This window comes from Caenispirillum bisanense (genome assembly GCF_039523075.1).
Lineage (GTDB): Bacteria > Pseudomonadota > Alphaproteobacteria > Rhodospirillales > Rhodospirillaceae > Caenispirillum > Caenispirillum bisanense.
In genome coordinates this window covers 18,652-45,020 of sequence record NZ_BAAAEP010000042.1, presented here as the reverse complement: position 1 = coordinate 45,020, position 26,369 = coordinate 18,652, and the positions used below count along the sequence as shown (strand labels likewise).

Annotated in this window: 25 protein-coding genes; 16 read left to right on the top strand and 9 right to left on the bottom strand. The window is 70.7% G+C overall.

Annotated features, from left to right (window positions below; all coding sequences use genetic code 11):
• The first annotated feature begins 162 nt into the window (after window positions 1-162).
• The 4 genes from ABD056_RS16810 to ABD056_RS16795 all read left to right on the top strand — a co-directional run bounded on the left by ABD056_RS16810 (window position 163) and on the right by ABD056_RS16795 (window position 4,011).
• Window positions 163-1,281, top strand: coding sequence for a CgeB family protein (locus ABD056_RS16810; protein ID WP_343868492.1), 1,119 nt, complete (start codon window positions 163-165; stop codon window positions 1,279-1,281).
• On the top strand, window positions 1,282-2,382 hold the full coding sequence (locus ABD056_RS16805) for a CgeB family protein (protein ID WP_343868490.1): 1,101 nt from the start codon (window positions 1,282-1,284) through the stop codon (window positions 2,380-2,382).
• A complete protein-coding gene (locus ABD056_RS16800) occupies window positions 2,379-3,509 on the top strand; it encodes a CgeB family protein (protein WP_343868488.1) in 1,131 nt (376 codons plus the stop codon). The genes ABD056_RS16805 and ABD056_RS16800 overlap by 4 nt, the downstream gene beginning before the upstream one ends.
• 82 nt (window positions 3,510-3,591) lie before the next feature.
• Window positions 3,592-4,011, top strand: a complete 420-nt coding sequence (locus tag ABD056_RS16795) for a CBS domain-containing protein (RefSeq protein WP_343868486.1) — start codon at window positions 3,592-3,594, stop codon at window positions 4,009-4,011.
• 84 nt (window positions 4,012-4,095) lie between these two features.
• Here the strand turns inward: ABD056_RS16795 and ABD056_RS16790 are convergent, their stop codons facing one another.
• Together ABD056_RS16790 and ABD056_RS16785 are read right to left on the bottom strand one after the other, a co-directional pair.
• Window positions 4,096-4,590 carry a DUF4870 family protein gene (locus tag ABD056_RS16790; RefSeq protein ID WP_343868485.1) on the bottom strand — a complete coding sequence of 165 codons (495 nt, stop codon included), beginning with the start codon at window positions 4,588-4,590 and terminating at the stop codon, window positions 4,096-4,098.
• Window positions 4,591-4,656: 66 nt separating this feature from the next.
• Window positions 4,657-4,851 (bottom strand): hypothetical protein, encoded by a 195-nt coding sequence (locus ABD056_RS16785; protein WP_343868483.1) that lies wholly within the window; start codon window positions 4,849-4,851, stop codon window positions 4,657-4,659.
• Between the two features lie 624 nt (window positions 4,852-5,475).
• Here ABD056_RS16785 and ABD056_RS16780 point away from each other — a divergent pair.
• From ABD056_RS16780 to ABD056_RS16760, 5 genes are all read left to right on the top strand, one after another.
• Window positions 5,476-6,003, top strand: a complete 528-nt coding sequence (locus tag ABD056_RS16780; RefSeq protein WP_343868481.1) for a putative pterin-binding protein — start codon at window positions 5,476-5,478, stop codon at window positions 6,001-6,003.
• On the top strand, window positions 5,973-7,814 hold the full coding sequence (locus ABD056_RS16775) for a sensor histidine kinase (RefSeq protein ID WP_343868479.1): 1,842 nt from the start codon (window positions 5,973-5,975) through the stop codon (window positions 7,812-7,814). Before ABD056_RS16780 ends, ABD056_RS16775 begins: the two co-directional genes overlap by 31 nt.
• Window positions 7,811-8,881, top strand: coding sequence for a response regulator (locus ABD056_RS16770; protein WP_343868477.1), 1,071 nt, complete (start codon window positions 7,811-7,813; stop codon window positions 8,879-8,881). Before ABD056_RS16775 ends, ABD056_RS16770 begins: the two co-directional genes overlap by 4 nt.
• Window positions 8,878-9,282 (top strand): hypothetical protein, encoded by a 405-nt coding sequence (locus ABD056_RS16765; RefSeq protein ID WP_343868474.1) that lies wholly within the window; start codon window positions 8,878-8,880, stop codon window positions 9,280-9,282. The genes ABD056_RS16770 and ABD056_RS16765 overlap by 4 nt, the downstream gene beginning before the upstream one ends.
• A 124-nt stretch (window positions 9,283-9,406) precedes the next feature.
• The gene (locus ABD056_RS16760; protein ID WP_343868472.1) at window positions 9,407-9,628 is read left to right on the top strand and encodes a hypothetical protein; all 222 of its coding nucleotides are present in this window, start codon (window positions 9,407-9,409) and stop codon (window positions 9,626-9,628) included.
• Window positions 9,629-9,663: 35 nt separating this feature from the next.
• Here ABD056_RS16760 and ABD056_RS16755 read toward each other — a convergent pair whose 3' ends face one another.
• The 4 genes from ABD056_RS16755 to ABD056_RS16740 all read right to left on the bottom strand — a co-directional run bounded on the left by ABD056_RS16755 (window position 9,664) and on the right by ABD056_RS16740 (window position 14,652).
• Window positions 9,664-10,149 (bottom strand): YbaY family lipoprotein, encoded by a 486-nt coding sequence (locus tag ABD056_RS16755; protein WP_343868470.1) that lies wholly within the window; start codon window positions 10,147-10,149, stop codon window positions 9,664-9,666.
• A 2-nt stretch (window positions 10,150-10,151) separates the two neighbouring features.
• Complete coding sequence (locus ABD056_RS16750) at window positions 10,152-10,523, bottom strand: ribonuclease HepT family protein (RefSeq protein ID WP_343868468.1); 372 nt, start codon at window positions 10,521-10,523, stop codon at window positions 10,152-10,154.
• A gap of 282 nt (window positions 10,524-10,805) precedes the next feature.
• Window positions 10,806-13,733 carry a PAS domain S-box protein gene (locus tag ABD056_RS16745; RefSeq protein ID WP_343868467.1) on the bottom strand — a complete coding sequence of 976 codons (2,928 nt, stop codon included), beginning with the start codon at window positions 13,731-13,733 and terminating at the stop codon, window positions 10,806-10,808.
• Window positions 13,734-13,812: 79 nt separating this feature from the next.
• Window positions 13,813-14,652 (bottom strand): alpha/beta hydrolase, encoded by an 840-nt coding sequence (locus ABD056_RS16740; protein ID WP_343868465.1) that lies wholly within the window; start codon window positions 14,650-14,652, stop codon window positions 13,813-13,815.
• A gap of 269 nt (window positions 14,653-14,921) precedes the next feature.
• On the opposite strand from ABD056_RS16740, the gene ABD056_RS16735 reads away from it, so the two are divergent.
• The 4 genes from ABD056_RS16735 (at window position 14,922) to ABD056_RS16720 (ending at window position 20,616) form a co-directional block, all read left to right on the top strand.
• Entirely contained in the window at window positions 14,922-15,545 is a 624-nt protein-coding gene (locus ABD056_RS16735; protein ID WP_343868464.1) for a PadR family transcriptional regulator, read from the top strand.
• A gap of 8 nt (window positions 15,546-15,553) precedes the next feature.
• Window positions 15,554-16,693, top strand: coding sequence for an efflux RND transporter periplasmic adaptor subunit (locus tag ABD056_RS16730; protein ID WP_343868461.1), 1,140 nt, complete (start codon window positions 15,554-15,556; stop codon window positions 16,691-16,693).
• Window positions 16,690-19,839 carry an efflux RND transporter permease subunit gene (locus ABD056_RS16725; RefSeq protein ID WP_343868459.1) on the top strand — a complete coding sequence of 1,050 codons (3,150 nt, stop codon included), beginning with the start codon at window positions 16,690-16,692 and terminating at the stop codon, window positions 19,837-19,839. The genes ABD056_RS16730 and ABD056_RS16725 overlap by 4 nt, the downstream gene beginning before the upstream one ends.
• A 288-nt stretch (window positions 19,840-20,127) precedes the next feature.
• Complete coding sequence (locus tag ABD056_RS16720) at window positions 20,128-20,616, top strand: hypothetical protein (protein WP_343868457.1); 489 nt, start codon at window positions 20,128-20,130, stop codon at window positions 20,614-20,616.
• Window positions 20,617-20,693: 77 nt separating this feature from the next.
• Here ABD056_RS16720 and ABD056_RS16715 read toward each other — a convergent pair whose 3' ends face one another.
• The 3 genes from ABD056_RS16715 to ABD056_RS16705 all read right to left on the bottom strand — a co-directional run bounded on the left by ABD056_RS16715 (window position 20,694) and on the right by ABD056_RS16705 (window position 24,499).
• Window positions 20,694-22,397, bottom strand: a complete 1,704-nt coding sequence (locus ABD056_RS16715) for a methyl-accepting chemotaxis protein (RefSeq protein WP_343868456.1) — start codon at window positions 22,395-22,397, stop codon at window positions 20,694-20,696.
• A 484-nt stretch (window positions 22,398-22,881) separates the two neighbouring features.
• Window positions 22,882-23,784 (bottom strand): CDP-diacylglycerol--serine O-phosphatidyltransferase, encoded by a 903-nt coding sequence (gene pssA / locus ABD056_RS16710; protein ID WP_343868455.1) that lies wholly within the window; start codon window positions 23,782-23,784, stop codon window positions 22,882-22,884.
• A 4-nt stretch (window positions 23,785-23,788) separates the two neighbouring features.
• Window positions 23,789-24,499, bottom strand: a complete 711-nt coding sequence (locus tag ABD056_RS16705; protein ID WP_343868453.1) for a phosphatidylserine decarboxylase — start codon at window positions 24,497-24,499, stop codon at window positions 23,789-23,791.
• 173 nt (window positions 24,500-24,672) lie between these two features.
• Here ABD056_RS16705 and ABD056_RS16700 point away from each other — a divergent pair, with 173 nt between their 5' ends.
• The 3 genes from ABD056_RS16700 (at window position 24,673) to ABD056_RS16690 (ending at window position 26,289) form a co-directional block, all read left to right on the top strand.
• Window positions 24,673-25,110: a hypothetical protein gene (locus ABD056_RS16700; protein ID WP_343868450.1), complete on the top strand. Its 438-nt coding sequence runs from the start codon at window positions 24,673-24,675 to the stop codon at window positions 25,108-25,110.
• Window positions 25,111-25,202: 92 nt separating this feature from the next.
• Entirely contained in the window at window positions 25,203-26,033 is an 831-nt protein-coding gene (locus ABD056_RS16695; RefSeq protein WP_343868447.1) for a DUF3108 domain-containing protein, read from the top strand.
• Between the two features lie 37 nt (window positions 26,034-26,070).
• Window positions 26,071-26,289 (top strand): hypothetical protein, encoded by a 219-nt coding sequence (locus tag ABD056_RS16690; RefSeq protein ID WP_343868445.1) that lies wholly within the window; start codon window positions 26,071-26,073, stop codon window positions 26,287-26,289.
• Window positions 26,290-26,369 lie beyond the last annotated feature (80 nt).

Here is a 26,369-nt window from a genome sequence, read left to right as displayed (position 1 = left end):
CGCCGCGCCGGCCGAGCGCGACGCCCTGGCCGCCGCCGCCGGCCTGCGCGCCCGCCTGTACGGCGCCGAGGCCATGACCGGCGGCTACCTCGCCGCCTATACCGAGCTTCTCGCCCGCCGCCCGCAGCCGGCGGAGCGGAGCGCGACGACGGAGGTTCCCCTGTGAAGTTCGTGCTGTTCTACCATTCGCTGCTGTCGGACTGGAACCACGGCAACGCCCACTTCCTGCGCGGCGTGGTGCGCGAGCTGCAGGCGCGCGGCCATGCGGTGTCGGTGTGGGAGCCGGCCGACGGCTGGTCGCGGCAGAACCTGCTGGCCGACCACGGCGAGGCGGCGCTGGCCGCCATCCAGGACACCTTCCCCGGCCTGCGCTCCACCCTCTACGACCCGGCGACGCTCGATCTCGATGCGGCGCTTGAGGGCGCCGACGCGGTGCTGGTGCATGAATGGAACGACCCGGCCCTGGTCGCCGCCATCGGCCGGCGGCGGGCGGCGGGCGGGCGCTTCCGCCTGCTGTTCCACGACACCCACCACCGCAGCGTCAGCGCCCCGCAGGAGATGGCGGCCTACGACCTCTCCGCCTACGACGGCGTGCTGGCCTTCGGCGAGGTCATCCGCCGCCTCTACCTCGACCAGGGCTGGAGCGACCGCGCCTGGACCTGGCACGAGGCCGCCGACACCGCCCTGTTCCGCCCCCGCGACGGCATCGCGCCGGAGGGCGATCTGGTGTGGATCGGCAACTGGGGCGACGGCGAGCGGTCGGAGGAACTGGCGCGCTTCCTGCTCGCGCCGGTGGAGCGGCTGTCCCTGCGCGCCAAGGTCCACGGCGTGCGCTACCCGGACGAAGCGAAGCAGGCCCTGGCGGCGGCGGGCATCGCCTACGCCGGCTGGCTGCCCAACCACCGGGCGCCGGAGGTCTTCGCCGCCCACCGGGTGACCGTGCACGTGCCGCGCCGGTTCTACAGCGAGATCCTGCCCGGCATCCCCACCATCCGGGTGTTCGAGGCGCTGGCCTGCGGCATCCCGCTCATCTCCGCGCCGTGGGACGATGCCGAGGGGCTGTTCACCCCCGGCGCCGACTTCCTGGTCGCCCGCGACGGCGCCGAGATGGAAGCCCACCTGCGCGCCGTGCTGAACGATGCCGACCTTGCCGCCGCCCTGCGGGCGCGCGGCCTCGCCACCATCGGCGCCCGCCACACCTGCGCCCATCGGGTCGAGGAGCTGCTCTCCGTGCTCGCCGACCTGGGTCTCACCGAAGCCTCGCCCGTGGAGGTCGCCTGAATGCAGATCGCCTTTTTCGGCTCCAGCATCGTTTCCGCCTACTGGAACGGCGCCGCCACCTATTACCGCGGCATCCTGGGGGCGCTGGCCCGGCGCGGCCACCGCATCACCTTCTACGAGCCCGACGCCTTCGACCGCCAGCAGCACCGCGACATAGAGCCGCCGCCGTGGTGCCGGGTGGTGGTCTACAAGCCCTGCGAGGATGCCGCCGCCCGCTGCCTGGAGGAGGCGCGCGGCGCCGACCTGGTGGTGAAGGCCTCCGGCGTCGGCGTGCTCGACGCCTATCTGGAACAGGCGGTGCTGGCGCTGAAGTCACCGCGCACCCGCGTAGTATTCTGGGATGTCGACGCCCCGGCGACGCTGGAAAGCATCCACACCAGCCCCGACGACCGCCTCGGCCCGCTGGTGCCGGACTTCGACATGGTGCTGACCTACGGCGGCGGCCCGCCGGTGGTCAGCACCTATGAAGCCCTCGGCGCCCGCGCCTGCGTGCCGGTCTACAACGCGCTCGACCCCGCCACCCACCATCCGGTGCCGGCCGATCCGGCCTTTGCCGCCGACCTGTCGTTCCTCGGCAATCGGCTGCCCGACCGCGAGGCGCGGGTGGAGGAATTCTTCCTGCGCGCCGCCGCGCTGGCGCCGGACAAGCGCTTCCTCATGGGCGGGTCGGGCTGGGACGACAAGCCCATGCCGGCCAACGTGCGGTCGCTCGGGCACGTCTATACCCACCAGCACAACGCCTTCAACTGCTCCGCCCGGGCGGTGCTGAACATCACCCGCGACAGCATGGCGCGCACCGGCTATTCGCCGCCGACACGGGTGTTCGAGGCCTGCGGCGCCGGCGCCTGCCTCATCACCGACGCCTGGACCGGCATCGACCAGTTCCTGGAACCCGACCGCGAGGTGCTGGTGGCCGCCGACGGCGCCGCCGTCGCCGCCCATGTGGCCGACCTGAGCCCCGAGCGCGCCGCCGCCATCGGCGCCGCCGGCCGGGCGCGGGTGCTGGCCGACCACACCTACGACCAGCGGGCGCTGGAGGTGGAACGGCTGCTGGAAGGCCGCGATACCGGCGCCGCCGTGGCGACGGAGGGCGCATCATGAGCCGCAGCCTGTCCATCGTCTTCATCGGACTGTCCATCACCTCGTCGTGGGGCAACGGCCACGCCACCACCTACCGCGCCCTGGTGCGGGAACTGGATGCCGCCGGCCATCGCGTCACCTTCCTGGAACGCGACGTGCCGTGGTACGCCGCCAACCGCGACATGCCGCATCCGCCGTGGTGCGTCACCCACCTCTACCCGTCGCTGGACGCCCTGAAGCAGCATGCCGCCACGGTGGCGCGGGCCGATCTGGTGGTGGTCGGCTCCTACGTCCCGGACGGGGTGGAGGTCTGCCGCTGGGCGCAGCAGACGGCGCGCGGCGTCGTCGCCTTCTACGACATCGACACGCCGGTGACGCTTGCCAAGCTGACCCGCGGCGACTTCGAGTATCTGGCGCCGGAGGTGATGCCCGGCTTCGACCTCTATCTGTCGTTCACCGGCGGCCCCACCCTGCGCCGCATCGAGGACGACTACGGCGTGCCCATGGCGCGGGCGCTGTATTGTTCGGTCGACCCGACGCTTTATTACCCGGAGGACACGGGGGAGCGTTGGGGCCTCGGCTACCTCGGCACCTATTCCGACGACCGCCAGCCCACCCTCGACCGCCTGCTGCTGGAACCGGCCCGGCAGGCGCCGGACAGCCGCTTCGTGGTGGCCGGGCCGCAGTATCCGGGCGACATCGCCTGGCCGGCCAACGTGGAGCGGATCGAGCACTGCCCGCCGGCCGACCACCGCAGCTTCTACAACGCCCAGCGCTTCACCCTCAACGTCACCCGCGCCGACATGATCCGCGCCGGCTGGAGCCCGAGCGTGCGGCTGTTCGAGGCCGCCGCCTGCGGCACGCCCATCGTCTCCGACCGCTGGGAGGGGCTGGACGCCCTGTTCGAGGCCGACCGCGAGATCATCATCGCCGAGCGACCGGAGGAGGTCGCCCGCCTGCTCACCGACATGCCGGCGGACGCAGCACGGGACATGGGCGCGCGCGCCCGCCGCAAGGTGCTGGCCGCCCACACCGCCGCCCACCGCGCCGGGGAACTGGTGGCGGCGTGGGAGGAAGCGGCCGAGGCGCGCAAGGCCAGGACCGCCCGCCGCCCTGCTGCCGCCGCCTCCACCGCCGCCCGCGCCTGAACCCGGCCGGCAGGGCCGCCGTTGTCTGAGCAAGAGCCGGCACCCGGCCGGCCGCCCCGCTCACGGGAAACGGAGGAAGACCATGGCGCAGCGCGTCAAGGAAATCATGGCCAAGAACGTCCGTCTGGCGGACCCGACGATGACCCTGAAACAGGTCGCCAATGCCATGAAGCAGTACGACATCGGCATGATGCCGGTGTCGGACAACGGCCGCCTGGTCGGCACCATCACCGACCGCGACATCGTGCTGAACGGCACCGCCAAGGGGCTCGACCCCAACACGGCCAAGGCCTCCGACGCCATGACGGAAGGCGTCGAGTACGCCTATGAGGACGACACCATCGACGAGGCGGCGCGCATCATGGCCGACCGCCAGATCCGCCGGCTGGCGGTGCTCAACAGCCGCAAGGAACTGGTGGGGCTGATCGCCACCGCCGACCTTGCCACCCGCGCCGCCGCCGAAACCACCGCCCGCACCGTCTCCGGCATTTCGGAAGGCTGAGGCGACTCGGACGGCACCGACGCGGAAGACGAAGACGAAGGGCGGGGGCCGTGCGGCTCCCGCCCTTTCTCCGTCGCCGCGCCGTTACGGCGGCGGGGCGCCGCGGTCGCCGGGGCGTTCCGGCCCGCCGCCGCCGAACATCCAGCTTTCCGGCACCGGCACCGGCTCGCCGCGACCGGCCCAGCTCATGCCCTTGACGGTGCGGATGACGATCCAGAACGCCCACAGCATCAGGATCAGCCAGCCGACATAGGCGTAGCTGAGCAGGGCGCCGATGACCACCGCCGCCAGCGTGCCCCAGAAGGTGCCGATCTGGAAGGTGTAGTGGGTGCGTTCCTCGGGCGTCGCGGTGCGCCGGGCGGAGCCGGCCCAGATGGCGCCGGCGGCGGTGGCGAGCGGAATGAACACCCCCACCAGGAACAGGATGTAGATGTTGGTCACCGTGCGCGACACGCCGACATAGACCGGCTTGCCGGCGTGCGGCCCGTGGGCGCCGCGCGGGGTGGACGGCGGATCGCGGTCGGTCAGGGTTTCCGGCGGCGGCCGGTCGGACAGCGGACGACGATCGTCCTCAGCCATGGCTCGGGCTCCGTGCTGTGTTGCCTGTTGTGAAAGCAACACCTGGCCCGCCCCGGCGGTTGTATCTCAGGCGCCGGGGGCGCCGTGAGCGGCCGGCGGCGGCGCCAGCAGCAGGGACAGCAGGGAGTCGGGCAGCGGCTCGGTCAGCACGTCCTCGCCCAGGCGGCGCAGCACCGCATCCAGCGGATCGGCGGCGCCGGCGGGCTCGGAACCGGCCGTCGGGCGGGCATCGGGTGCGGCGCTCTGGTGCGAGTGTATCATGACGAACGATCGGCTGTTGCCACTTATGGGTAGTGAGCATCCCGGGAGGATCGCCCGTCGGTATTAGGCATTTCCACCGCCGGGGGGTCAACGTCTCGTTGAACATCATGCACAAAAAAGGCACCCCTGCGACAAAGGCCGCAGGGGTGAAGGCTCTGGTCGGTGAGCAGGGTAAGGGTAGGAAGGTGCCGCCGTCTGCCGGGGAAGGTGGCGGGTCCCGGCAGACGGCGGGCTTGGCCGATGGCGGCGGGTCCACGCGGGGGGCGGGCACTGCCATCGGTGTTGCGGCGGGGGCAGACCGGTGCCGCCAAGTTTCCCCCCAGGGCGGCACCGGTCCCCCGGACAGGCCCTGGCGGATGGGTGCGCCGGGCCGGACGTCGGACATCTGAACATCGCGCCGTGGATCGGTCGGCGTCGATGAGCGGACAATGCCGCGCCGCCCGCCCCGCCGCCCCGTTCGGATGAACAGGGCACGGCGGATTTTTGTCGGCGGAGCGAAAAATCCGCCCCCGGGCTGACGCTTGCCAGCCAATCGCGACGGTTCCATACTTCCGGCCTTGCCCTTCCGTTCCTCCGGCTTGGCGCGCCCGCGCCGCCGCAGCCCGCCGTGAAAGGTCCGCCGCCGTGCGCGTAGTCGCCGCCCTGTTGGTGCTGCTGGTGCTGGCTGCCGTGACGCCGGCCTCCGCCGCCGCCATTGCGCGGCCGGATCCGGTCGCGCTGCCGGAACCGACGCAACCGCCGCTGCTGGTGGTCGAAGGCGCCATCGGGGCCACCAACCGCGACGGCGCGGCGGTGTTCGACCGCCCCATGCTGCACGCCCTCGGCCTGCGCACTCTGCGCACCTCCACCACCTGGACCGACGGCGTGCCCACCTTCGAGGGCGTGCTGCTGCGCGACGTGCTGCGGGCGGTGGCGGCGCAGGGCGAGACCGTGGAGGCCATCGCCCTCAACGACTACCGCATCCGCATCCCGGTCAGCGACTTCGAGACCTACGACGTGCTGATCGCCCTGAGTATGAACGGCAAGGAGCTGACCGCCCGCGACAAGGGGCCGCTGTGGATCGTCTATCCGCGCGACGACCATCCCGAACTGAAGAACGGCCGCAGGGACCACCGATGGGTATGGCAGCTGAAAACCCTGCGCGTGCGCTGAGCGCCCCCGGCCGTCGCGCCTACCTGCTGTCTCTGGCGGCGGTGGTGGTGTTCGTGGTCAGCATCGTGGTGGCCGGCGTCCGGCTGGCCGAGATCGAGGCCGACATCTCCCGCGGGGTGCCGGAAAACCTGGTGTGGCTGAGCGCCCAGGCGCAATACGAGGCGGTGCGGGTGGCCGATGCCGCCGGCCGCTATGCCATCGCCGACCCGGACATGGAGGCCGACGCGCTCGGCGCCCGCTTCGACATCCTGCTCAGCCGGCTGGCGGTGCTGCAGGCGGGCGCCCCCGCTGCCTACTTGCGCAGCCTGGGCGAGGACGCGGCGCTGACGGGGCTGGAGACCGCGGCGGCGACCCTGGACCGCCAGCTGGCGGAGGCCCAGGCCGGGAAGATCATGTCGGCGGAGGAGCTGCGCAGCGGCGCCCTGGCGCTGGGGCAGGAGCTGCGCGACCTCACCAACCGGGTGATGCTGGCGGAGCGCGACCACGCCATCACCCTGCAGTCGCGCCGCCACCTGCTGCTGCTGGAACTGCTCGGCTACGGCGTCGGCATCATGGCGAGCGGCACCGTGCTCGCCCTCAGCCTCATGCGCGGCCTGCGCCACCGCGCCGAGGCGGAGGCGGAACTGTCGCGCCACCGCGACCATCTGGAAGACATGGTGGCCGCCCGCACCGCCGACCTGGTGCAGGTGGAGGAGCGGCTGGTGTCGGCCATCGACACCGCCCCCGACGGCTTCGCCGCCTATGGCCCCGACGGCCGCCTGATGCACGCCAACCGCCACATCCAGACCCTGCTGCCCGGCCGCCCCGACCTGTTCGCCGATGCCGCGCCGCTGCCGGCGGTGGCGGCGGAACTGGCGCGGCTGGGGGTGCCCGGCATCCTGGACGGCGACGCCGACACCGACGTGGAGGTGCGGCTTGCCGACGACTGCTGGTGCCGCGTCTCCGTCCGCCGCATGCCCGGCGGCGGCACCGTGCTGCGGGTGGCCGACGTGTCCCCCTACGTGCGGGCCACCACCGCCCTGGAACAGGCGCTGGCGCGGGCGCAGCGGCTGACCGACCTCTACCGCAGCTTCGTGTCCATGGTGTCGCACCAGTTCCGCACCCCCATGGCCATCATTGACGCCGCCGCCCAGCGCCTGCAGCGCCGCGCCGACGACACCGACCCGGAAGAAGTGCGCGACCGCGCCGGCAAGATCCGCAGCGCCGTGCTGCGGCTGACGGCGCTGATGGACAGTACCCTCAACGCCGCCCGCCTGGATGCCGGCGAGGTGACGGTGGAGCCGCGCCCCGGCGATCTGGCCGCCCTGGTCCGCTTCGTCGCCGAGCGGCAGCGGGAAATCGCGCCCGACCGGGTGATCGCCCTCGACCTCGGCGCCCTGCCGCCGCTGGTGACCATCGACACCACCATGATGGAACAGGCGCTCAGCAATCTCCTGTCTAATGCGGTCAAGTACTCGACGGCGCCCGCTCCGGTTGAGATACTGGCACGGACGGAAGGCCGGGACGTGCTGATCAGCGTGCGCGACGCCGGCGTCGGCATTCCCGCCGACGACCTGCCGCGCCTGTTCGAGCGCTTCTTCCGCGCCCGCACGGCGTCCGGCATCGCCGGCACCGGCATCGGCCTGGCCTTCGCGCGCCACATCGTGCGGCTGCACGGCGGCGACATTCTGGTGACGAGCCGCGAAGGCGCCGGCTCCACCTTCACCGTGCGGCTGCCGGACGCTGTACCGTCCACCGCCGCCGATACCGCCGCCGACGCCGGCACGGCCACCGCCGTGGCCGGCGTTCTGGAAGGGATTGAGGGGGCATGAGCAAGAAGATCCTGTGCGTCGAGGACGAACCGGGCCTGCGCGCCGACATCGCCGACGAGTTGCGCGACGCCGGCTATGACGTCACCGAGGCGGGCGACGGACGCGAGGCCCTGGCCGTGCTGGAAACCCTGACACCCGACCTGGTGCTGTGCGACATCACCATGCCCGGCATGAGCGGCTATGACGTGCTGAAGGAGGTGCGGGAGCGCCGCCCCGACCTTGCCGACGTGCCCTTCGTGTTCCTGACCGCGCTGGCCGGCCGCGCCGACGTCATCGCCGGCAAGCGCGCCGGGGCCGACGACTACCTCACCAAGCCCATCGACTTCGACGACATGCTGGCCACCATCGGCGCCCGCCTGTCGCAGGTGGAGCGCATGCGCGAAAAGGCGGTGGGCGAGTCGGAGAAGGCACGCGACGCCTTCATGGCGCTGGTCGAACGCTCCGCCCGCGTGACCTTTGAAGTGGCGACGGAAGCCTTCAACCGCGTCGCGCTGGGCATGTTCCTGCTGGATGCGGAGCGTCGGCTGGTGTTCGCCAACCAGACCGGCCGCGCCCTGCTGGACGAACAGGACGGCCTGCTGCTGTCCGGCGGTCATCTGCGCGGCGCCACGCCGAAGGAAACGGCGCAGCTGAAGACGCTCATCGACGCCGCCCTGGCCGCGGCGCTCGGCGGCGACTGCCAGGGCCAGGGCGAGGGCGGCGTCGCCCTGCCGCGGCCGTCGGGGGCGCGGGCGCTGGTCACCCTGGTGTGCCCCCTGCACCGCCCGGACGACGCCGGGCCGGAGCATCCGGCGGTGGTGGTCTTCGTGTCGGACCCGGAGCGCAAGCCACGCATCCCGACCGACCTGCTGGCCCGCCTCTACGGCCTGACGCCGGCCGAAACCCGGCTGGCGGTGGCGCTGGCCGACGGGCAGCGGCTGGACGAGATCGCCGAGACCTTCGGCGTCGCCCGCACCACCATCGCCTTCCACCTGCGCAGCCTGTTCCGCAAGACCGACACCAACCGGCAGGCGGAACTGGTGGCCCTGTTCTCCGGCAACCCGGTGACGCTGGGCGGCGGCGAATGAGCCCGGTCGCCCTGCTGCTGGCTCTGGGCCTCGCCCTGCCCGCCGTTGCCCAGGACGTGGGCGGCGACAAGGTGCTGTCGGCCGACGGTCTGGCTGACCTGCTGGCCGGCGGCGCCGCCTGGGACTTCCGCGCCCCCGGCTCCACCGGCAGCCAGAGCTTCGCCGCCGACGGCACCGCCCGCATCGTCTGGCAGCGTCGCGACGGCAGCGGCGGCGGCGAAAGCGCCGGCCAGTGGCGGCAGGACGGCGACACCCTCTGCGTCCGCTGGGACCGACTCGGCCAGGGCAAGGAAAGCTGCGTCCGCTTCTTTGCCTTCGGGGCCGGCGTGTGGCGTACCCTGGATGCCCGCACCAACGACGACCGCGCCGTTTTCATGCCTCCAGGAACATCGCAGGATTAGGATTGTTACCCACGCACCGGACGGTGCCGCCGCCTGTGACGGCCGTCACTGTCCCGGGCGCCGCCCCTCGGCCAGACAGGGCATGGGGGCGAGGCTAACACTGAAAAGGTCCGAGGGACGGGACATGACGCCGACCATCACCGCGCCGCGCTGCGCCACCAAGCTGACCACCCAGAAGCCGCTCGGCCAGATCGAGCGCTGGCTGGAACGCTACTGCATGGGGGACTGGAGCGTGCAGGTGCAGGAGATCGCCGACGACATGGTGACCAAGACCATCACCATCTACTTCTCGCGCGAGGACGACCGCGCCTCCTTCCGCCGCGCCCTGCAGACCCGCTCCGTCTGACGCTCCGGCCCGCCGGCCCGCCGACCGGCGGCGGGTCAGCCGCCGATGGACACCGTGTCCCACTGCCCGTACAGCGGCACCACCAGCGCATCGGCCGCCGGTGACCGCGGCAGGGTGACCGGCACCGGCCGTTCGGTGCTGAACAGCGTGTGGTGGCGGACGCTGATCACCGCCGCCACCCCCAGCCGGCCGCCCACCGCCGCCACATAGGACGGATCATAGAGCAGCCGGAACGGCGTCACCGGCAGCAGCGGCCCCGGCATCTCGGCGGCGGCGACGAGGTGATCCGGCGTCCCCTCGGCGTCCAGGCGCACCAGCCGCACGTCGGCCAGCGCCTCGGGCGGCAGGATCAGCGGCTCGCGATAGACCAGATACCCGTCCAGCACCTCCGCCACCGCACCGGCGGCAGCGCCATCCTCCCCCGTGCCCGGCGTCTGGCCGGCACAGGCGGCAAGGAGCAGCGCCAGCAGCAGCGCCGCCGCCACCGGCGGACGTCGGACCCGGCGGGTGGCGGCCGCCACCGTCACCGCACCAGGCCGCGGATGGCCTGCGACAGGGTCGGCAGTTCGACCTCGATCTGCTGCCACAGCGGGCCGGCGGTGGCGCGCGGATGGGTTTCGACCAGGATTTCGGCCAGATCGACGAAGCCCTGCCAGTCCACTTCCGGGTGGCCGGCCACCGGCACGGCGTCGCGCTCGCGCCCGCTGCGGCCGCCGGCCATCATGCCGCCCACCAGCTGGCCGATCTGCACCAGCTGGAAGGCGATGGCGGCGGCGAAGGTCCAGTCCTTGTCGTAGGTTTCGATGAAGCGCGTGCGGTCCATGCCGCGGCACAGAATGCCGATGCGGTCGATGGCGGTGGAGATCACGCGCAAGGCGTCCTGATCGGAAATCATGCGGCCGTCACCCTGCCCTGCTGTCCTGGTGGAGAAGGAGCGTCCTGCCCTTCAGTATCGTGCGCGGGCGTCGGGTTTCCAAGGGGCCGTCGCACCATGGCGAAGGGTGGAAAAATTTCGCGCCGTCGTGGAACCACCCGCGCAGCCGGGCGTTGTATGAGTGATACCCCTCCGGCCCGCACAGGCCACCGGTATCCCCTCCCGAGGCGTCTGGTCGTCCCCCCGCCAGACGCCTCCCCCTTTTTGCGGGGTCGGCTGGCGATGGCGCCGGCTGGCGATGCGTCAGCCGACCACCGCCTCCACCTCCTGCAAGGGCCGTCCGAGCAGCGCGCGGAACTCCTGCGGCGGCAGCGGCCGGCCGAACAGGAAGCCCTGGAACAGGTCGCAGTACTGGCCGAGCAGCCAGTCCAGCTGCGCCGCCGTCTCCACCCCTTCCGCCACCACCGACAGGCCGAGCTTGCGGGCCATGGCGATCACCGTCTCCACCAGCACCTTGTCCTCGGCATCGTCCAGCACGTCGCGGACGAAGGAGCGGTCGAGCTTCAGAGTGCCGAAGGGGAAGCGGCGCAGGTGCTGCAGCGACGAATAGCCGGTGCCGAAATCGTCCACCACCAGCCGCACGCCCTGCGCGGCGATGCCGCCCAGCACCTCGTCGATGACCGGCAGGTCGCGCACCAGCAGGCTTTCGCCCACCTCCAGCGCCAGACAGCGGGCCGGCAGGCCGGTTTCCGTCAGCACTTGGTTGACCAAAACATGCAGGCGGCCGGTGGTGACCTGACGGTCGGCGACATTCACCGACACCACCAGATCCTCGTGCCCCGCCGCCCGCCACACCGCCGCCTCGCGGCAGGCGGTGCGCAGGACCATCAGGCCGATGTCCTGGATAAGGCCGATTTCCTCCGCCACCGGCAGGAACTCGCGCGGCGGCACCAGCCCGCGCTGCGGGTGGTTCCAGCGCACCAGCGCCTCCGCCCCGGTGACGGCGCGGGCGCCGGCATCGACCACCGGCTGGAAGTGGACCACCAGTTCCCCCTGCTCCACCGCCCGCCGCAGGTCGGTTTCCAGCAGCAGGCGGCTGACCGCCTCGGCGTTCATCTCCGGGGTGTAGAACTGGTACGTATTGCGACCGTTCTCCTTCGCCCGGTACATGGCGGTATCGGCGTTCTTCAGCAGGGTGGCGGTATCCTCGCCGTCGGCCGGGAACAGGGCCACGCCGATGGAGCCGCCGACGAACACCTCCCGCCCGCCGGCGATGAGGAAGCGTTCGCGCAGCATTTCCAGGATGCGCACGGCGACGGCGGTGATGTCCTTGTCGGCGCCGGGGTCGGGCAGCAGGACGGTGAACTCGTCGCCGGCCAGACGCGCCACGGTGTCGCTCTCCCGCACGCAGGAGGCCAGCCGCACCCCCACCTCGCGCAGCAGTTCGTCGCCCGCCTCGTGGCCGAGGGTGTCGTTGACGTACTTGAAGCGGTCAAGGTCGATGAACATGACGCACAGCCGTTCCCCGCGGCGGCGGCGGGCGCGGGTCAGGCTCTGGGCCAGGCGGTCCTGGAACAGCACCCGGTTGGGCAGGCCGGTGACGGCGTCATAGTTCGCCTGCTGCCACACCCGATGTTCGCTTTCCTTGCGGCGGGTGATGTCCTCCTTCACCGCGACGTAGTGGGTGATGCCGCCGTCGGCATCGCGCACCGGGGCGATGGAGGTGTGCTCCCAATAAACCTCGCCGGTCTTGCGACGGCCGCGCGCCTCGCCCTTCCACGGCCGCCCCTGGCTCATGGCCTTGGCCATGGCATCGGCTTCCGGGCCGCCGTCGGGATCGGCCAGGATCTCGGCCGGGCGGCCCTTCACCTCGTCGGCGTCCCAGCCGGTGAGCTTGGTGAAGCGGTCGTTGACGTATTCGATGATGCCGCGCGCATCGGTGATCACCACCGCCGCCGCCGACTGGTCCAGCGCCGACGACAGCGTGCGCAGCTCGTCCTCGATGCGCTTGCGCTCGGTGATGTCCTTGATGGTGGCGATGTGCAGGCGGGCGCCGTCGGGCGCGGTGATGAGGGTGGTGTGCAGGTTCACCACGGCGCGGCTGCCGTCGGCCCGCACCAGCCGCGCCTCGTACTCCTTCGGCACCGGTTCGCCGCGCAGGCGGCGGTCGTAGCGGTCGGCGATGAGGGCCTGATCCTCCGGCGCCACCACCGACAGGAACGGCCGCCCCACCAGCACCGCCGGCGACAGGCCGACGATGCGGCCGGCGGCCTCGTTCACGAAGTCGAACCGGCCGTCGCGCAGCAGGATCAGGCCATCCTGCATGCTGTCCACCAGCCGGCGGTAGCGCTCCTCGCTGGCGGCCAGGGCGCGTTCCGCAAGGCTGCGTTCGGTGGTGTCGACGATGACGGCGATGAAGCCGCCCGCCCCGCCGCCGGCGCCAGGCCGGTCGGCCAGGCCGGCCGGGTAGACCTGGGTCAGCACCTCGCGCCCCAGGGCATGGCGGAACGACAGGCTGAAGGCGCGGTCCATCAGGCCGTCGCGGCGGTCCATCTCCACCGCCAGGGCGGCGGCGCCCTCGGGCGTCAGGAAGCCGGTGAGCGGGCGGCCGACGATGTCCTGGCGGCCGACGCCCAGCATGCCGCACAGGGCGTCGTTGACCTCGACGATGCGGCCGTCGCCGTCCACCTCGGCGAAGCCTTCCGACAGGGCGGAGAAGATGGTGCGATGGCGGCGCTCGCTGGCCAGCAGCATCTGTTCCATCTGCTTGCTGTCGGTGATGTCGCGCACCACCGCCACCAGCCGCGGCGGACGCTCCAGCCCGCCCAGGGCGGCGATGGAGGTGAGGGAGTGCGCCGGCCCGGCGCCCGCCTCGTCGCCCGGCCCGCTGCCGGTATCGGCGGCCAGGCTGAGGGTCAGGGCCGTCCACACCAGGGCGCCGCGGGCGTGGAGGAACCGGGTATCGCGCCGCAGCACCCGCAGCGGCCCGCGCAGCAGGCGGTCGAGGCGCCCGGCCAGGGCGGCGCGGTCGCGCGGTTCGATGAAATCGGTGAAGGGACGGCCGAGCAGGTCGCCGGCCGGACGGCCGAGCAGGTCGCAGAGGGCGGCATTGGCGGCCAGGATGGTGCCGTCGAGGCTGCAGACCATCTGCCCCTCGCCGCCCTGGGCGAAGACCGCGGCAAAATCCGGGGCGGCCGGCGCCGGATTGGCCTCAGGCTCCTTGTCCCTCATTTTTATGCAGCCTCCATCCCCACTCGACAGCATAGGAATGGAAACCAGGGCCACTTGCAACAGAAAGCTGGCCCGGTTCCTACCTGCGCCGGTCGAAGCGCATCAGCCACGTTTCCAGGTATTCCGCCACCTCGTGCCAGTGCGGTTCCAGCATCATGGCATGGGCGGTATCGGGGAAGATCCGCAGGGCGTCGGCCTTGTAGTAGCAGGCGGTCGCCTCCACCACCGCCGGGGGAACGAAGACGTCCCGCTCCGCCCCCAGCACCAGCACCGGCGGCCGCGACTCCGGCAGCACCGTCGGCAGCGGCGGCACCAGCCACGACAGCTGCACCGTCGCCAGCCGCGACTCCGGCTGCATGAGGGCGTACCAGCGCTCGGCGTCGCGCGGGTCGGCGTGGTCGGACAGCATGGCCGCCTTCATGCCGGCCGGCGTGGCGGCTTCCGGCCCCACCAGCTGGATCATGGCGATCTCGCGCAGCAGGTCCGGCCGGGCGGTCATCATGAAGGTGCTGGTCGGCCACAGGCCCCAGGGCGACAGCGACGCCATCAGCACCACGCCCACCGGCCGCGGGGCGCCGGGCGGCGGCGCGTCCATCACCTTCTGCACCACCATGCCGCCCATGGAATGGCCCACCAGCACCGCCGGCCGGCGCAGATCCGCCATTGCCTGCCCGACATCGGCGATGAAGTCCGACATGCCGTAGCGGTCGAGGTCGTCGCGGTTGCCGCTGCGGCCGTGGCCGCGCAGGGATACGGCGCAGGCCTCCCAGCCGCGGTCGGCGAAGAACGGCAGGAAGTGTTCCTCCCAGATCCAGGCGCCGCAGAAGGCGCCGTGGACGAACAGCAGCGGCGGACGCTGCGCCGCCATGGCCGCCAGTTCGGGCTCCTTGGGCACGGCACGCAGGATCTCCAGACTCACCGACTTCTCCTTCCGGGCGGGGGACAATCTCTCGCGCCGCCAGTATACCCGCGCAAGCCGGAGCGTCACGAGCCATTCTGCTGCATTGCAGCATTGCGTCGCAGGGCCACGCGCCGGGGCGCCCGTGATCCGCGCGCCGCCGCCTGCGTATACCAGCCGTGCGGGCACCACCGGCAGAAGGGCTTGCGCATCTATATCAGGTCGTTATATATCGATCCGATATTTTGCTATATCGGTCCGATACCCCCTGCCGCCGTGGAGCCTTTCGAATGGACGCCAAGACCTTGTGCCTGGGGGCGCTCGTGAACGGGCCGGCGTCCGGGTACGACATCCGCAAGATGTTCGAGGAAGGCAGCTACGGCTGCCTGCATCCTATCAGCTTCGGATCGATCTACCCGGCCCTCACCGCCCTGACGGCGGAGGGGCTTGTGGAGTGTACGGCCGAGGAACAGGCCCGCCGCCCCGACAAGAAGGTTTACCGCCTCACTGCCGAGGGGCTGAAGGCGCTGACCGCGCGGATGATGGCGCCGCCCCAGCCCGACAGGTTCCGCTCCGACACGCTGGTCGTCCTCACCTTGGCCCATCTGCTGCCGTCGGATCATGTGGCCGGGCTTCTGCAGGCCTATCGGGCCGCCCATCAGATGGAACTGGACATGATGATGCAGTGTCCGCCGGAAAACCTGACACCGGGCCAGAAATTCGTCCATGACCTGGGCTTCACCATGTACCGGGCCCTGATCGACCACATTGACCGGCATGGCGAGGCGCTGGTGGCGGCCCTCTCCGATGCCGAGCAGACCCTGCAATCGCGCGGCGATTCCGTCGCGACGGCACCGGCGCCGGGGGACGCCATGCCGTCGCCCGGTGCCTCGTCCCGCCTAGCCGCGAAGTGAACTCCGCCATGCGCCGTTCGACCGTCATCGCCGCCCTCATCCTGCTGGCCGCCGTTGCCTGGATCGGGTCGGGAGCCTTTTCCGCCAGCGGCCCGGCCGCCGATTCCCCCGCCGACCGCGAGGTGGAGCGTCAGCCGACGCCGGTGCGGGTGGCCGAGTCCATCGCCGCCGAGCGCATCGACACCCTGGTCGCCAGCGGCCGCACCATCGCCGACCGCACCCTCACCATCCGCTCCGAAACCTCCGGCCAGGTGGCGGAGGTGCTGAAGCGGCGCGGTGATCTGGTCAAGGAAGGCGACGTGCTGCTGCGCATCGCCCCCGGCGACCGCCAGGCCCGCCTCGGCCGCGCCCAGGCCAAGGTGGAGCAGGCCCGCATCGAGCACGACGCCGCCCGCGACCTGCAGGCGCGCAACTTCGCCTCCCGCGTCAAGCTGGCCCAGGCCAAGGCGGCGCTGGAGGAAGCCCAGGCCGACCTGGCCGAAATCCGCCTCGACATCGACCGCACCACCATCCGCGCCCCCTTCGGCGGCGTGCTGGCCAGCCGGCCGGTGGAAGTGGGCGACGTGCTGTCGCCGGGCGGCGAAGTGGCGACCCTGGTCGACCTCGACCCGCTGGTCATCCGCGCCGAAATCGCCGAGCGCCGGGTGGGCGACATCGAGGTGGGCGCCATCGGCCATGCCTCCATCTTCAACGGCCCGGAACTGGACGGCACCGTCACCTTCGTGTCGCCGGTGGCCGACCCCAACACCCGCACCTTCATCGTCGAGGTGGAGGTGCCGAACCCCAACATGAGCCTGCGCGAGGGCCAGACCGCCGAACTGCGGCTGCCGCTGCGGCACGTGACGGCGCACCGCATCTCGCCGGCGCTGCTGACGCTCGACGATGCCGGCACCATCGGCATCAAGACCGTCGACGACAGCGACACCGTGCATTTCCACCCGGTGGAGATGATGGGCGCCAGCACCGAAGCCGTGTGGCTGACCGGCCTGCCCGACCGCATCCGCGTCATCACCGTCGGCCAGGAATTCGTCGGCGCCGGTGACCGGGTGACGCCGGTGCTCGCCCCGGCCCCCACCGCCCCGCCCGCCGCCGCCGGCCCCTCCATCGGGCAGGTGCCGGAAGGCGTGCAGGAGGGCCTGACCCAATGAACGCCATCATCGACGCCGCCATCCACCATGCGCGCACGGTCCTGTCGACCCTCGCCCTGATCCTGCTGGCGGGCAGCATCACCTTCGTGCAGATCCCCAAGGAATCGGCGCCGGACATCAACATCCCGCTGATCTACGTGTCGCTCAGCCACACCGGCATTTCGCCGGACGATGCCGTGCGCATGCTCATCAAGCCGATGGAGAAGGAGCTGCGCACGGTGGAGGGCGTCAAGGAGATGCGCTCCACCGCCTTCGAGGGCGGCGCCAACGTGCTGCTGGAGTTCGAGGCTGGCTTCGACGCCGACAAGGCCCTGAACGACGTCCGCCGCCAGGTGGACAAGGCCAAGACCGAACTGCCCTCCGACACCGACGAGCCGAAGGTGAACGAGGTTAACTTCAGCCTGTTCCCGGTGCTGGTCATCGCCCTGTCGGGCAACGTGCCGGAACGCACCCTGCTGGCCGTCGCCAAGGCCCTGCAGGACGAGGTGGAAGGCCTGCCGCAGGTGCTGGAAGCCAACATCGGCGGCGACCGCGAGGAACAGGGCCAGGTCATCATCGACCCGACCCTGGTGGAAGCCTACAACCTCACCGCCGACGACTTCGTGCGCTTCTTCTCCGGCAACAACACCCTGGTGGCCGCCGGCAACCTTGACAGCGGCGCCGGCCGCTTCGCCGTCAAGGTGCCGGGCCTGATCGAGACGGTGCCGGAGGTGATGAACCTGCCCATCAAGGTGCAGGGCAACAGCATCGTCAGCCTGGCCGACATCGGCACCGGCCGCCGCGGCTTCGAGGACCCGGAAGGCTTCGCCCGCGTCAACGGCAAGCCCGGCCTGACGGTGGAAGTGGTCAAGCGCACCGGCGAGAACATCATCGAGACGGTGGCGGCGGTGCGCGCGGTGGTAGAGCGCGAGCGCCAGGGCTGGCCGGTCGGCATCGACGTCACCTACATGCAGGACCAGTCCATCGAGATCCGCAACAGCCTGAACGACCTGACCAACAACGTCATCGCCGCGGTGCTGCTGGTGATGGTGGTGGTGGTGGGGGCGCTCGGCCTGCGGTCGGGTCTGCTGGTGGGCGTCGCCATTCCCGGCTCGTTCCTCATGGCCATCCTGGTCATCGGCGTGGCCGGCCTGACCATCAACATGGTGGTGCTGTTCGGCCTCATCCTGGCCGTCGGCATGCTGGTGGACGGCGCCATCGTCGTCACCGAATATGCCGACCGCAAGATGACCGAGGGCCTGCACCGCCGCGAGGCCTATGCCCTGGCCGCCAAGCGCATGGCGTGGCCGGTCATCGCCTCCACCGCCACCACCCTTGCCGCCTTCCTGCCGCTGGCGTTCTGGACCGGCGTGGTGGGCGAGTTCATGAAGTACCTGCCCTATACCCTGCTGGCGACGCTGACCGCCTCGCTGTTCATGGCGCTGATCTTCGTGCCGACCCTGGGCGCCATCTTCGGCCGCCCCGGCGAGGCCGACCCCGAGACCATGAAGGCCATCGCCGCCAGCGAGGAAGGCGACGTGCGCGACCTGCGCGGCCTGACCGGCACCTATGCCCGCGTGCTCGACTTCACCCTGAAGCGCCCCGGCAAGGTGCTGCTGGCCGCCGTCGGCCTGCTGATCGGCAGCCAGGTGCTGTACGGCGCCTTCGGCCGTGGCATCGAGTTCTTCCCCGATGTCGAGCCGGAAATGGCCTTCATCTACGTCCACGCCCGCGGCAACCTGTCGGTCCACGAGATGGACGCCATGGTGCGGCAGGTGGAGGACGTGGCGCTGGAGATGGACGGCCTGGAAGCCGTCTACGTCAAGACCGGCCGCAACGCCGCCGACCGCGAGGCGGCGGAGGACGTCATCGGCTCCGTCGGCCTCGACTTCGCCGACTGGGAGAACCGCCGCCCGGCGCGCGAGATCCTGGCCGAGATCCGCGAGCGCACCAGCGCGCCCGAGTTCGCCGGCCTGACCATCGAAGTGCGCGAGCAGGAACAGGGCCCGCCGGTCGGCAAGCCCATCCAGGTGCAGATGAGCGGCACCGACAAGGACATGCTCTATGCCTCGGCGGCGCGCATCCGCCAGGGCATGGCGCAGCTGGGCGGCTTCACCGACATCGAGGACACCCGCGCCATTCCGGGCATCGAGTGGAAGCTGACCGTCGACCGCGCCGAGGCCGCCCGCTACGGCATCGACGTGCGCAGCGTCGGCGACATGGTGAAGATGGTCACCAACGGCCTCAAGTTCACCTCCTACCGGCCGGACAATACCGACGACGAGATCGACATCGTCGCCCGCTACCCCGACGAATACCGCACGCTGGACCAGCTCGACCGCATCACCGTCAACACGCCCAACGGCACGGTGCCGGTGGGGGCCTTCGTCACCCGCCAGGCGCAGCCCAAGACCGGCGAAATCCGCCGCGTCGACGGCCAGCAGGTGGTGACCGTCTCCGCCGACGTCGCCCAGGGCCTGCTGGTGGCCGACAAGCTGGCGCAGTTGCAGGCGTGGATGCGCGATGAAGGCGACCTCGACCCGCGCCTGACCATCGAGTTCAAGGGCGAGGACGAGGAACAGGCGAAAAGCCAGGCCTTCCTCATGCAGGCCTTCGGCATCGCCCTGTTCCTGATGGCGATCATCCTGGTGACGCAGTTCAACAGCTTCTACTCGGCGTTCCTGATCCTGAGCGCGGTGGTGATGTCGACCATCGGCGTGTTCCTCGGCCTGCTGATCTTCCAGCAGCCGTTCGGGATCATCATGTCGGGCATCGGCGTGATCGCGCTGGCGGGCATCGTGGTGAACAACAACATCGTGCTGATCGACACCTACGACCGCCTGAAGCACGAGATCGCCGACCCCCACGAGGCCATCCTGCGCACCGGCGTGCAGCGCCTGCGGCCGGTGATGCTGACCACTATCACCACCGGCCTCGGCCTGCTGCCGATGATGTTCCAGGTGAACATCGACTTCGTGGCCCGCCACGTTTCGGTGGGGGCGCCGAGCATGCAGTGGTGGTCGCAGCTGTCCATCGCCCTGGTGTGCGGCCTGACCTTCGCCACGGTACTGACGCTGATCGTGACGCCGAGCGCGCTGATGATGCGGGTAAAGGCCCGCCGCTGGCTCGACCGCCGCCGCGACCGCCGCCTCGCCCGCACTGCTTGAGGGGGAAGCCGCGCAGCGCCCGCTGCGCGGCTTCTTTTTTCGTGGACGAACTGCGCAAGTCCCCAACGCATCATCAAGACCACCATTGCGGCCCGCCCCGTCGGCGGTGAGCTGAAGATCGAGTTGGTGACGCCCCACAAGCCGGGCTCGACCTGACAGCCCAGGGCTGCACGGTGCCGACCGGCTCGGGCCGTGACATGGCAGGAGCCCTGGTGACCTTGGAGTCGCCCAGTTGAGAACATACCTGAGGCAAGGCATGATGACCCCTGAAGTTGTGCGGGGATCACCATGCCTCTTTTTCCGGATGCCGAAGCTCTGGTGCGACTCAATCTGTCGATGATCGCCGCGGGATTGCGCCCGGCATTCGTCGTCATTGGCCGGCTGACAGATGCGCAACATGCCGCCATCAATGTCGGACGCCTTCGGCACGGCCTGCCTGTGCTGGAGAACCCGGAGGTTCTCTACCTCGGGCGACACCATTACACCAGCCGCAGCGGCCAAGGCTACGGCGTCGACGACATGTGGATGCAGATCGCAAGCGCCCTGGGAGCAGCCAGCATCGTACACCTGACCGGTCGCATGACTGCGCTGGAGAACCCGACCCAGCGCAACGACGGCTACGGCAATCTGGTCAGGGATCGAGCCATTCTGGAGTTGACGGCGCGCAAGCCGAGGGCGGAGTTGTTTTCCGTGATCCCGAAGGGCGACAAGAACCAACCCGCCAAAACGAAAGCCTCCCCGGCAGCCGGGGAGGCTTCGAAAGGTGATCCTGGGTAACAGGTGTATCCAGCGCCCTCACCTCAGTCCAAGTATAGTGCCGGCAGGGCAGCAGTGCAACGCCCCCGGCTGTCGGGTCACGCCGCCCGGACGGTGGCGATGAACTCGCGCACCTGGGTCTTCAGGACGCTCGCCTGCCGCGACAGCTCGCCGGCCGACGACAGCACCTGATGGGCGGCGGCGCCGCTCTCGCCGGCGGCCTGACGGACGCCGTCGATGTTGGACGAGACCTCGCGGGTGCCGCTGGCGGCCTGATCGACGTTGCGGGCGATTTCCTGCGTGGCGGCGTTCTGCTCTTCCACCGCCGAGGCGACGGAGGTGGAAATCTCGTTCAGGCGCCGGATGGTCTTGCCGATGGTGTCGATGGTGGCGCTGGCGTGGCGGGTGGCCTGCTGCACCGCCTGGATCTGGCCGCTGATCTCGTCGGTGGCGCGCGAGGTCTGGTTGGCCAGGGCCTTCACCTCGTTGGCGACCACGGCGAAGCCCTTGCCAGCATCGCCGGCGCGGGCGGCCTCAATGGTGGCGTTCAGCGCCAGCAGGTTGGTCTGGTCGGCGATGTCGGTGATCAGGCTCACCACTTCGCCGATGCGACCGGAGGCTTCGGCCAGGCCCTGCACTTCGGCGACGGCGGCCTCGGCCTGACGGTTGGCGTCCTGCGAGATCTGGCTGGCGTCGGCGACGCGGCGCGAGATTTCGGTGATGGAGGCCGACAGTTCGTCAGCGGCGCTGGCCACGGTCTGCACGTTGGTGGTGGCCTGTTCCGAGGCGGCGGCGACGGCGGTGGACTGGCGGGAGGTTTCCTCGGCCATGGCCGACATGCTCTCGGCGCTCGACTGCAGTTCGGTGGCGGCGGAGGACACCGCCTCGACGATGCCGTTGACCGTGGTTTCGAAGGTGTCGGCCATGGCGTTCATGGCGCGCTTGCGTTCCTCGGCGTTGCGCAGTTCGGTCTGGCGGGCCTCTTCCTCCATCTCCTTGGTGCGCAGCATGTTCTGCTGGAACACCAGGGTGGCGTGGGCGATGTCGCCGATCTCGTCCTTGCGGTCGGTGCCGAACACGGTCACCCGCAGGTTGCCGCCGGAGAGTTCACGCAGCACTTCGACGATGCGGTCGATGGGCCGCACGATGCCGAAGCGCGACACCATCAGGCCGCCGGCGAAGCCCAGCACCACGCCGATGATCGCGACGGTGATCATGACGGTGGAGAAGAACGACGAGTCCTTCATCGCGGCAGCGCTGAGGCCGTCGCCCTTGGCGGTGGTGTAGTTGGTGTATTCCAGCACCTGCTGGCGCAGCGCCGTGGCGGCCACCTTGCTGTTCTCGACCGAGGTCAGCACCTTGCGCTGGGCCTCGGACACCACCACCTGCGCCGCCGCCTCGGAGGCGACCTTGAAGGAGTCTTCCAGCTCGACGATGTAGGCCTGCAGGCGGTCTTCCACCCGCGACAGCAGCTGCCGCTGGTCGTCGTCGGCGGAGGCCTTGAGCGCCGCCAGACGGTCGGTGAGTTCCTTCATGATGCCGTCGGCTTCGGCACGGCCGTCGCGGTGGGTGGTGGGGTCGGCCGCCAGGGCGAACTCGACCCGGTTCAGCTCGATGATGTTGCGGCCGAGGCGGGCGCTTTCCCGCATTTCCGTACCGGCGACGTTCAGCTCGCGCGCGTCGTAGGCAAGGCGGTTGATCCCGGTGGAGCCGGTGGCGGCGATGGTGATGGCAACCAGCGACATCAGGCCGATGACCAGCAGCATCTTGGTGCCGATCCGAAGGCGGGCGAACAGGGACATGGTGGTCTCTCCGGTACGGGCCGCCCGGTGGCGGCGCAGACACAAGGCCCGGCAGCAGGGCAGGCTTGATGGCCTCCGCCGGTGATCGGACCGAGGCCAGCAAGCCGGATGCCAGGGAGGCTCGTCCTCCGTCTCCGACCTTGTGGGTGTTCCGGCAGTATGAGGCAGAACCACTTCCAAAGGATGACTTTCGTCAAGACCCGGGCACAGCGTCACTCCGCTCAAATTGCATGAAAACGCAGAAAGACGGCAGCGAAAACATGGACTTGCGGCCAGACCGGGCAAGACTACACGCAAAAGGACGCATGGCAGATTTCCACTTTCCGCATGGCTAGATGCGCCGGGACAGGCGCGAACGGAAACCGCCCGCACCGGACATGTCTCCGGGCGGGCGGCGCAGAATGGATGGGAAGTGGGAGGCGATCGGCGTTCTGCGGCGCGAAGTGCGACGGGCGTCGCAACCATCGGCCGCGTCGGCGCCGGCTCAGCTGCGACTCGGCGGCGGCCGGTCGGCGCTGTCGGAGGATGCGGTCTCGGCGCCGTCCGGGGCGACGGCGGCATCGGCGGCGACGGTGCCGTCGGTGGTGCCCGGTTCCAGCGGCAGGCTGCCCTGTTCCTCCAGCTCGGCAAGGCGGCTCTTGGCCTTCAGGCGGTGGTAGCTGCGCCAGGCCAGCGGCAGGGTGGCGAGATAGACCAGCCCCACCACCGACAGCGTCGTCCACGGGTTGGTGACCAGGAAGGCCGCCAGCAGGCCGACGACGATCATCAGCGGCAGCGCCATGCGGCGCGGGATCTGCACCCGCTTGAAGCTGTAGGTGGGCATGCGGCTGACCATCAGCAGACCGACGCCGACCATGAACACCGCCACCAGCACCGGCTGGGCGAAGACGGTGGGGCCAAGCTGGAAGCTCAGCATCATGGGCAGCAACGCCAGGAAGGCCGCCGCCGGCGCCGGCACGCCGACGAAGTAGTTGCGCGACCACGCCGGCGGCTCCGGCTCGCCCAGCATGGTGTTGAAGCGCGCCAGACGCAGGGCGGAGCAGGTGGCGAACAGCAGCACCAGCGCCCAGCCCAGGCCGCCGGCATCGTTCATGGTCCACAGGTAGAGCAGCATGGCCGGCGCCACGCCGAACGACAGGAAATCGGACAGGCTGTCCAGCTCCGCCCCGAACTTGGTCGTCCCGCGCAGCATGCGGGCGATGCGCCCGTCCAGGCCGTCCAGGATGCCCGCCAGGATGATCGCCACCACCGCCCGCTCGAACTCGCCGCGCAGGCCGTAGCGGATGGAGGTGAGCCCCGCGGCCAGCGCCAGCAGGGTCACCATGTTGGGGATCATCTTGTTGATCGGCAGCGCCCGCAGGCGGGGACGACGGTTCGGAGCGAGCATGAGGTCAGCGGGCCTCCCCTTCGCGGCGCTTTTCATCGGACAGCGCATCGGCGATCACCGTCTCGCCCGACACGCACGACTGGCCGAGGGTGACCAGCGGCTCGACGCCCGGCGGCAGGTAGATGTCCAGCCGGCTGCCGAAGCGGATCAGGCCGTAGCGTTCGCCGGTGCGGAACTTCTGGCCCTCGCGGGCGTCGCAGCGGATGCGGCGGGCCACCAGGCCGGCGATCTGCACGAAGGCGATGTCGCGGCCATCGTGCATTTCCAGCCGCACCAGGTTGCGCTCGTTGTCCTCGCTGGCCTTGTCCAGGCTGGCGTTGACGAACTTGCCCGGCACGTAGACGATCTTCTTCACGATGCCGCCGGCCGGCACGCGGTTCACGTGGCAGTCGAACACGCTCATGAACACCGAAACGCGCCAGCGCGGTTCCTCGCCCATGTCCAGCTGGCGGGGCGGCGGCACATGGCTGATCAGGCTGACGATGCCGCTCGCCGGAGTGATGATCAGCCCCTCGCGGATGGGGGTGGAGCGGTCGGGGTCGCGGAAGAAGTAGAAGCACCACACGGTCAGCAGGGCGCCGACGATGCCCAGCGGCGCCCACGCCCACCACAGCAGCAGGCCGATGACGGCGAAGATCGCCACGAACATCGGACCTTCGGGATGCAGCGGCGGCAGCAGGTAGCGGCGCCAGGAAACGTTGAACTCGGTGGTCACGGGAACAGGGCCTCCAATCGAAGACAGAAAACGGCGCGCGGCCGGTGGCCGTTGCGACCTTACCCCGCGCCGGGATTGCCCGTAAGGCGGTTTTTTCAATGCCGTGGCGAAGCCGGCGCGGGCGGTGGTAGAGTGGGCCCCCGCCGCCGCCAGACAAGGGCCGACATCATCCCATGACCAAGGTGAGAATCGATCAGGCCGGGCTGCCCATGCGGCTGCGCCACGTCAGCGTGGCGGCCGACGGCACCATGGTCGCCCAGCAGGACCGCACCACCCAGCACTTCCGCTTCCGCTGGCAGGACACCGACTTCGTGGCCCGCTACCGCCACGACGCCGATGGCGCCCGCGTGCGCATCGCCGCCGACATGGGCGCCCTGCCCTATGCCGCCGACGCGCCGCAGGCCTACGCCAACCTGAAGCGGATCGTCGAGGCCATGCGCGAGGATCTGGGGCCCGTGGTCCACATCACCCGCGACCGCCGCATCGTGGTCGGCAGCCGCGAAATGCTAGACCCGCCGATGACCGCCGACCGCCTGATGGCCACGCTGGTCACCTTCCTGCTGCGCGTCGGCCCCTACCTGCCGCTGCTGCACCGCCACCGCGCCGGCTGAGGGCCGGCGGGCGTAAGGGTTGGCGGCAGCCGCCGCCGGGACCATATGGAGGGGCAACGACCACCGCCGCAGCCGCTGCAGGAGGATACCGCATGCGCCCGCCCGGTCCCCGCTCCGCTTCCGTCGCCGCCCTGCCGCTCGCCCTGGCCCTTGCCGCCCTGGTGGCGGCCCCCGCGCCGGCCGCCGCCTACGACGCCGTGCTGACCTATCAGGTGCGGCTCGGCGGCTTCGACGTGGCGGAGGGGGAATTCGCCCTCGACCTGCCGGAGGGCATCGGCGACGGCGCCTATCGCCTGCGCTCCTCGGTGGTGGCGGGCGGGCTGCTCGGCACCTTCACCGCCTTCACCAGCGAGTCCGGCACCACCGGCCGGCTGGATGAGGGCTCGGCGGCCCCGCAGGCCTTCCGCAGCGACAGCACCTGGCGCGGCGAGGCCCGCCTGGCCGCCGTCACCTGGCCGCCCGAAGCCGGCAGCGCCGCCCCGCAGGCGGTGGTGCAGCCGCCGCCCGAGGCCGACGAGCGCGACCCCATCCCGCCGCGCCTGACCGAAGGCAGCATCGACCCGCTGTCGGCGGTGCTGCACCTGGTCGCCGCCGTTGCCCGCGACGGCAGCGTCGACCGGCCGGTGACGGTCTACGACGGCCGCCGCCTCTACCGTCTGTCAGTGGACGCCCTGGCCGAGACCGATGTGGAGGCCGCCGCCTTCCGCGGCGCCGGCTGGCGCGCCGACGTCCGCTACGAAACACTGGGCGGCACCTCCCGCAAATGGAAGAACAACCGCCGCGAGGTGGCCGCCGACGTCCTGCTGGCCCCGGGAGACGCCTTCGGCCTGGACGTGCCGGTGCCGCTGCGCGTGACGGTCCCCACCCCCGGCCTCGGCGCCCTGGTGGTTGAACTCACCGCCGCCCGCCCCGGCGGGGTGTGAGGGGCCTCGTCTATCCACCAGGGCAAGGATGACGCCGATGGTCGATCCGTACACGTATCGGGTGGGATGGTCGGCTGAGGATGAGGAATTCGTGGGGACGTGCGCCGAGTTCCCCGGCCTGTCGTGGCTGGACGAAGCCGAGGGCGAGGCCGTTCGTGGCATTCGGACCCTCGTCCGTCAGGCCGTGGCAGAGATGGCCGCCGCCGGTGAGCCGGTTCCCGAGCCGATGCCGCCGCACGGCACGCTGATGGGCTGACATCCCCCCAGACAAAGGCCGTGCCGCATGGGGTGAACCATGCGCCACGGCTGTCGTTCAAGCTGGAAGCTTCTCACTGC